Origin of the sequence: Psychrobacter sp. Sarcosine-02u-2, from assembly GCF_002836335.1 — a bacterium.
Taxonomy (GTDB): Bacteria; Pseudomonadota; Gammaproteobacteria; order Pseudomonadales; family Moraxellaceae; genus Psychrobacter; species Psychrobacter faecalis.
The window spans coordinates 92539-98664 of sequence record NZ_PJBX01000172.1; the positions used below are offsets into that span (position 1 = coordinate 92539).

Annotated in this window: 6 protein-coding genes; 5 read left to right on the top strand and 1 reads right to left on the bottom strand. The window is 42.3% G+C overall.

All coding sequences use genetic code 11. The features are described from left to right. Positions 1-46: 46 nt before the first annotated feature. The 4 genes from CXF58_RS10490 to CXF58_RS10505 all read left to right on the top strand — a co-directional run bounded on the left by CXF58_RS10490 (position 47) and on the right by CXF58_RS10505 (position 4261). Positions 47-463 carry a F0F1 ATP synthase subunit epsilon gene (locus CXF58_RS10490; protein ID WP_068404252.1) on the top strand — a complete coding sequence of 139 codons (417 nt, stop codon included), beginning with the start codon at positions 47-49 and terminating at the stop codon, positions 461-463. A 768-nt stretch (positions 464-1231) separates the two neighbouring features. Next, entirely contained in the window at positions 1232-1948 is a 717-nt protein-coding gene (locus CXF58_RS10495) for a response regulator (RefSeq protein ID WP_021812806.1), read from the top strand. A gap of 366 nt (positions 1949-2314) precedes the next feature. Further along, on the top strand, positions 2315-4000 hold the full coding sequence (locus tag CXF58_RS10500; protein WP_068404250.1) for an ATP-binding protein: 1686 nt from the start codon (positions 2315-2317) through the stop codon (positions 3998-4000). An 81-nt stretch (positions 4001-4081) separates the two neighbouring features. Continuing rightward, on the top strand, positions 4082-4261 hold the full coding sequence (locus CXF58_RS10505) for a hypothetical protein (RefSeq protein ID WP_068404248.1): 180 nt from the start codon (positions 4082-4084) through the stop codon (positions 4259-4261). An 85-nt stretch (positions 4262-4346) separates the two neighbouring features. On the opposite strand, the gene CXF58_RS10510 is transcribed toward CXF58_RS10505, so the two are convergent. Next, positions 4347-5819: an ATP-binding protein gene (locus CXF58_RS10510; RefSeq protein ID WP_068404246.1), complete on the bottom strand. Its 1473-nt coding sequence runs from the start codon at positions 5817-5819 to the stop codon at positions 4347-4349. 155 nt (positions 5820-5974) lie between these two features. Here CXF58_RS10510 and CXF58_RS10515 point away from each other — a divergent pair. After that, positions 5975-6126: IS1 family transposase (locus tag CXF58_RS10515; RefSeq protein WP_145989808.1), on the top strand; the 152-nt coding region annotated here is incomplete at its 3' end.

A 6126-nucleotide genomic window follows, 5' to 3' on the forward strand; every position in this document is an offset into this window, starting at 1 on the left:
AGTTTTTACTGTTTTTTGATCGCGCTTTGATGGTAAGGAATTAAGTATGGCAACATTACAATGTCGCGTCGTAAGTGCTCGTGAAGAGTTGTATTCAGGCGAAATTAGCATGTTAATAGCTAGTGGTACCGAAGGCGAAATTGGTATATTGCCAGGTCACACCCCGCTTATTACTTTGCTAAAACCCGGTCCGATGCGCGTACAAACACCTAACGGTGGAGAAGAAGTCATTTATGTATCTGGCGGTGTGTTAGAAGTACAACCAAAAATGGTCACCGTACTTGCTGATACCGCGATGCGTGCACACAATCTTGATGAGAGTAAAATCGTTGAAGCACGTAAGAAAGCTGAGCAAATGCTGGTCAACCAATCTGATACCGTACAAACCAATGCGGCATTAGCGTCATTGGCAGAATCAGTCGCCCAGCTGCAGACTATTCGTAAATATAAAAACCGCGCCTAGCACATTGTTACGCTTTAGTTTTTGTTATAAACATAAAAACAGTCCATTAGGGACTGTTTTTTTATGCCTGTTCTTCTAATAGTTAGCTTTTTAGTAGTTAGCGCTTAATATTTGCCATAGCTCAGACATTTACTATAGTGAGTGAAAAGTAATATCGATACAGCACGCACTGCTGATATCAGTTTTTCTTGCTTACTGTGCTTGCCGCAGACAGAGGCTACAAAAAATTGATATCAGCAATACCGTAGCGTTTTTAGGATATTTTGCCTATATTTGAAATATCTCCTAGGTTATGCAATATTTATCAAAAACTAAACTGATTTTCATAAAATGATGGAAAAGTGACTAGCGGCAACGCAGATATATGGTTATATTAGAGCGTAGCAACCACGTTTTTTCTTTTAAAAGTTTATTAGCTTTTTTAACGATATTTAACGACATTTATTATTTCGGCTTTTAAAGCGTTGGTTCGATATAAGACCAGTAGAATGATTGAATAAAATTTATCCTATGCCTTTTAAAGTTAATAAGAGGTATAATTTTTGGACGCAAACTAACGTTTTATAGGACGTAGTTTATAGGTTTTGTTACCAACTATAAGCTATAGTATAGGAAGCTGTGTGTTTAATAGTATACTGTGCTACCAAGTTTGTAACCGTGTTACGGTCACTGCCTGTATTGGCTTACAAATTGATTGAGTTACGGTGCTATTAATTTACCGCTCTTATTTTCACCGCTTTTAAATAAGATGTATTAGAGGATATAACAATGACAACGAATGAAGAAGACAACACCCCCCGAATCTTGATTGTTGAGGATGACGAGCGCTTAGCTATGTTGACCCAAGATTACTTGGTTAAAAATGGTTTAGAAGTGGCAATTGAAACCGATGGTAATCGCGCCATTCGCCGTATTGTCAATGAACAACCAGATTTGGTCGTACTTGATGTCATGCTTCCTGGTAGCGATGGCTTGACGGTATGCCGTGAAGTACGTCCCCACTATCAGAATCCTATTTTGATGCTGACCGCGCGCACAGAAGACATGGATCAGGTTTTGGGTCTTGAAATGGGCGCTGATGACTATGTCGCTAAGCCTGCGCAGCCACGTGTATTGCTTGCCCGTATCCGTGCTTTATTACGCCGCTCAGAAAATGCGCCATCAGAAGATGTGCCGCAGCGTCTTGAGTTTGGTGAGTTGGTTATCGATAACGGTGGTCGCTCAGTGAATTTGGGTGATGAATTGGTTGATTTCACCAGTGCCGAATATGATTTATTATGGTTACTTGCGTCTAATGCTGGTCGTATCTTGTCACGTGAAGATATCTTTGAGCGTCTACGGGGTATCGAATATGACGGTCAAGATCGCTCAATCGACGTACGTATCTCGCGTATCCGTCCAAAAATTGGTGATGATCCAGAAAATCCTAAACGTATCAAAACCGTGCGCAGTAAAGGCTATTTGTTCGTTAAAGAAGGCAATTAACAGCGTATTGTTAATGCAATTCTCTTTACTAAAATACTTTTTAATAAAAAACCAGCGTAAAGCTGGTTTTTTATGGTCTAAACTTTAATTTTTAAACTTAAATGCTGCGTTATGTGGTTTAATTGAGCGATAATTATGGATGCTAGATTAATAGTATAGTGAGTGAAAAGTAATATCGATACATCATGCACTGCTAATATCAATTTTTCTTGCTTGCTGTGCCTGCGCAGACAGAGGCTACAAAAAATTGATATCAGCAACACTGTAGCGTTTTTAGGATATTTTGATTATATGAGATAAATTGCGCTGCAAGAATTTCTCTTCTTCCTTTATCAATAATTTTTTATTAGGTTGGTCACGGCACGTATGTCATTAGTTTCTTCTCTTAAACACAGTATCTTTGTTCGTATTTATGCTGGACTGCTCATTGTCTGTTTGTGTGTGGCATTATTTGCGCAATTGTTGATGGATACGATCAATAAAGAACGCGTCCAATCTTACCGCGAAAATATGGCTACGGGCGCTTTTCATATCGTTGCTGAAGGCATTGCCCATCAAGAAAGCGAATCGCAGCGTGAGTATTGGCTGTCGGATGCTAGTAGCTTATTTGGCGCAGAATTTAACATTGTGCCTATTAACGAGGTCGATTTTAATGCCAGTGAGCTGCGCCGTTTTGAAAAAGGCAATACCGTCGTTCGCTATGTTGCCCAGCCTATTTACGCCGATGTTTATTATCGCTTGCCAGACAACGAGAGTGTTTTAACCGCACGTATCTCGCAAGTGACCGAGCAGCAAGTACGCGCTATCGCGGTATTTTTGCTTGATGATTTGTCTTATTACGCGACTTTATCCGATAAGCGTGCGCGTTTGGCAGAACTAGAAGAAAAATTCTCTTTTCCATTAGAATTTAGAGCGATCAATACCCTTAATTTAGACCCCGATCAAATGGCACGCTTACGCCGCGATGAGGTCGTCATCTTATTACAAGATACCAATACCAGTAAAAGTAATTCGTCGATTAAAGTGGTCGTGCCGTCTGAAATCAATGATATGGCGATTTTAATCGGGCCGGTACCTTTGTTTAACTGGTTCCCGCTCAATCTGATTGTCAGTATGATTTTGATCAGTATGTTCCTGATCAGCTTAGGCGTGTATGCGCTTATTTTCCCGCTAGAGCGCAAGCTGCAACTGATTCAAGTGGGCGTTAACGAAGTCAGTAAAGGCAATCTTGATATCAAAGTGCAGGTTATCGGACAAGATGAAATTGCGCGTCTATCCGCGACCTTTAATGCGATGACGGCACATATTAAGCGTTTGATTGAATCGCAGCGCGAGCTGACGCGGGCAGTATCGCACGAACTGCGAACGCCGGTTGCACGTATTCGTTTCGCTGTCGATATGCTGGCAGATACCGATGATGAAGATTCGCGCTTTATGCAGCGTGATTATATTGATGAAGATATCGAAGCGTTAAATGGTTTGATTGATGAGATTTTAACGTACGCCAAACTTGAAGAAGGCTCACCAAAACTGGATTTAGAACCGGTCAATCTGCGCGAGTTGCTTGAGCAAATTGAGCGTGAAACCAATGCTTTAGGCAAACCGATTAAGATAGTAACCAATCTGCCAAATGCGAAAGTGACAGCGGTTGCGGATAGACGTTACCTGCACCGGGTGATTCAGAACTTAGCCGGAAATGCTTTACGTTATGCCGAAACCACGATTATCATTAGTGCGGGAGTGAAAAAAGGCAATGCTTTTGTCAGCGTAGAAGATGATGGGCACGGTATTCCTGAAGCCGACCGTGAAAAAGTCTTTATACCATTTTCACGCTTGGACGATAGTCGTACACGTGCCTCAGGTGGTTATGGTTTGGGCTTGTCTATCGTATCGCGTATCGCTTTTTGGTTTAATGGCAATATGAAAGTAGACGAGAGCCGTGAGCTTGGCGGCGCACGCTTTGTCATGACTTGGCCGATTAAACCATTGACCCAAGTCCTTGCTGCCGATGAGTTGACGCAAGAAAAAAGTGAACGCGATTTCGATGCTTAATCTTTTATAATGACCGATAAATTGATATTGATAATTTATTAAAATGATTGAAATGAGCTTAATAGTAAAGGAGGGCAAAGGATGCCGTATTTATTTGGTGGTTTAGTGGTATTGAACGCAGCAGCGCTTGGGTATTATTTATTTTTGCAGCAGCCAACCAGCACTGAGACGCTAAAGGCTGCGCAGCAAGAAATAACCCAGCCTTTAACCTTTAGCAATAGTGCCGAGTACATTCCTCCAGTTATTGGTACTAAAAAGTAGGGCTATTAAAGTGGCCAATAACGATCAGTTATTAGCCACACTCTGATGTTGTCTGTTATTTCTATTTATTTAACGTTCATTTATTTTATTGGTCGTCTATATTGGTAGTAGCATTAAATGGTTTATCATTATCAGCAGCCAATGGCGGCTCTCCGGCAACTTTGGAAATAAGTGGGATACGAACACAGACTTGTAGACCGCCATCTGGATGATTGATGGCCTCGACCGTCCCATGATGCAAACGCGCGATACGATCGACAATTGCTAAACCAAGTCCGCTACCCTGAGTAGTACGCGCTGACTCCCCGCGCTCAAACGGTTGCATGATACGCTCTAATTGGTCTTCTGCGACGCCCGCACCGCAGTCGCGCACGCATATCAATAACTGCTCTTTTGCTTCTTTATTGACCTCATTTTCAGTCACTACATCGCTGTCTTCTACTACCGTTTTTTCTATGAATGTCGGCACCACGGTAGCGGATAAATAAATGGGCGGTTTGCCGTAACGTTTGGCGTTATTGACCAAGTTAATCACCAAGCGTTTGATAGACATTGGCCGCACGGGCACCATTTTTTGACATTCGGATTGATAAATAAACTCTAGCGGCGCAAATTGCACCATAATTTCATTAAATATGGTGTCCAAATTGGTCAGGCGCACTGGCTCATCGGAACCGTCTTTCATAAAGGAAATAAACTGCTCCAAAATCGCATCCATATCTTCGATATCGTAAATCAAACCTTCTCGAAAAAATTCATCAGGCAGCATCTCAGCGGTTAAACGCATACGGGTCAGCGGCGTGCGCAAGTCGTGCGAGATACCCGCCAGCATAATCGTCCGCTCTTTTTGTGCTTGATTGAGGGTAGTAAATAAGCGATTAAATGCCATATTGACTTGGCGGATCTCAGTGGGACCATTATGGGTCGGTAAAGTGGTAGCGTGGCCGAGGCGAATATAGTTGGTCGCCGCGCGCTGCAAATAGCGTAGTGGACGATTTAATTGCCGCGCTAATAAAATAATGGTCAGCAAGGTTAAAATTGGTAGGCCAACTAAAAACAATACTAATAAAGCGGGACTGTACTGCGAATAATACACCACCGGCTCGCGAATCCAAAAGCTGGTATCGCGACTGTCTTGCACCCACAGCTGCGGCGTTGGTTTAAACTTAAAATATACCTCTACTGGACGACCCAGTTGCGCGCCAATTTCGCGCTGCAATACATCGGTAAAGACGCCAACAAACGCCTTATCTTCTATCACCGGAAAATCGCTAGGATTATTGACCACCACCACATGCGAATGCTGATAAATCCATTGCCGGACGGCCGGCACATTTTTCCAGTCTTTATTGACGCTGTTCATCAAGCGTAATTCACTGGTCAGATAGCGCGCATGATTTTTAAGCTCTGGCAAATACAGACTGCGCCAAAAAAACGAAATCGACACCCCGACGCTAATAATGACGATAAAAGCGACCATCAAGGTGGTGAGCCAACTGTTAGAGTAGGAGCGTGCGAGCCAACCTTTGCGCTGTGGCTGTGATTTTGCGGTGGTCATATATATCCAAAAAATTAATCAAAATATGGGTAAGGTGATTTTCTTTAAAATGGCAGCTAAAGCAGGTAAGTAAGGTATTTGGTGGTGTATCAGAAAGTATGCTGAGGAAATAAAAGGAGGAGTGACAGCCAGAGCAAGATGATATATTTGAGGTTATGAAGACACAAATAGATATCAGTTGCCCCGACTGTCACAGTAATAGTCTAAAGAAAAATGGCAAAAAAAGCTATGGCAAGCAGAATTATCAATGTAAGAACTGCAAACGTCAGTTTATTGGCGACCATGCCTTAACTTATCATGGCTGTCA

Bases quoted from the DNA above. Each gene is read 5' to 3' on its own strand.
- CXF58_RS10510 (WP_068404246.1), bottom strand. From the start codon at position 5,819: ATGACCACCGCAAAATCACAGCCACAGCGCAAAGGTTGGCTCGCACGC.
- CXF58_RS10500 (WP_068404250.1), top strand. From the start codon at position 2,315: ATGTCATTAGTTTCTTCTCTTAAACACAGTATCTTTGTTCGTATTTAT.
- CXF58_RS10505 (WP_068404248.1), top strand. From the start codon at position 4,082: ATGCCGTATTTATTTGGTGGTTTAGTGGTATTGAACGCAGCAGCGCTT.
- CXF58_RS10495 (WP_021812806.1), top strand. From the start codon at position 1,232: ATGACAACGAATGAAGAAGACAACACCCCCCGAATCTTGATTGTTGAG.
- CXF58_RS10490 (WP_068404252.1), top strand. From the start codon at position 47: ATGGCAACATTACAATGTCGCGTCGTAAGTGCTCGTGAAGAGTTGTAT.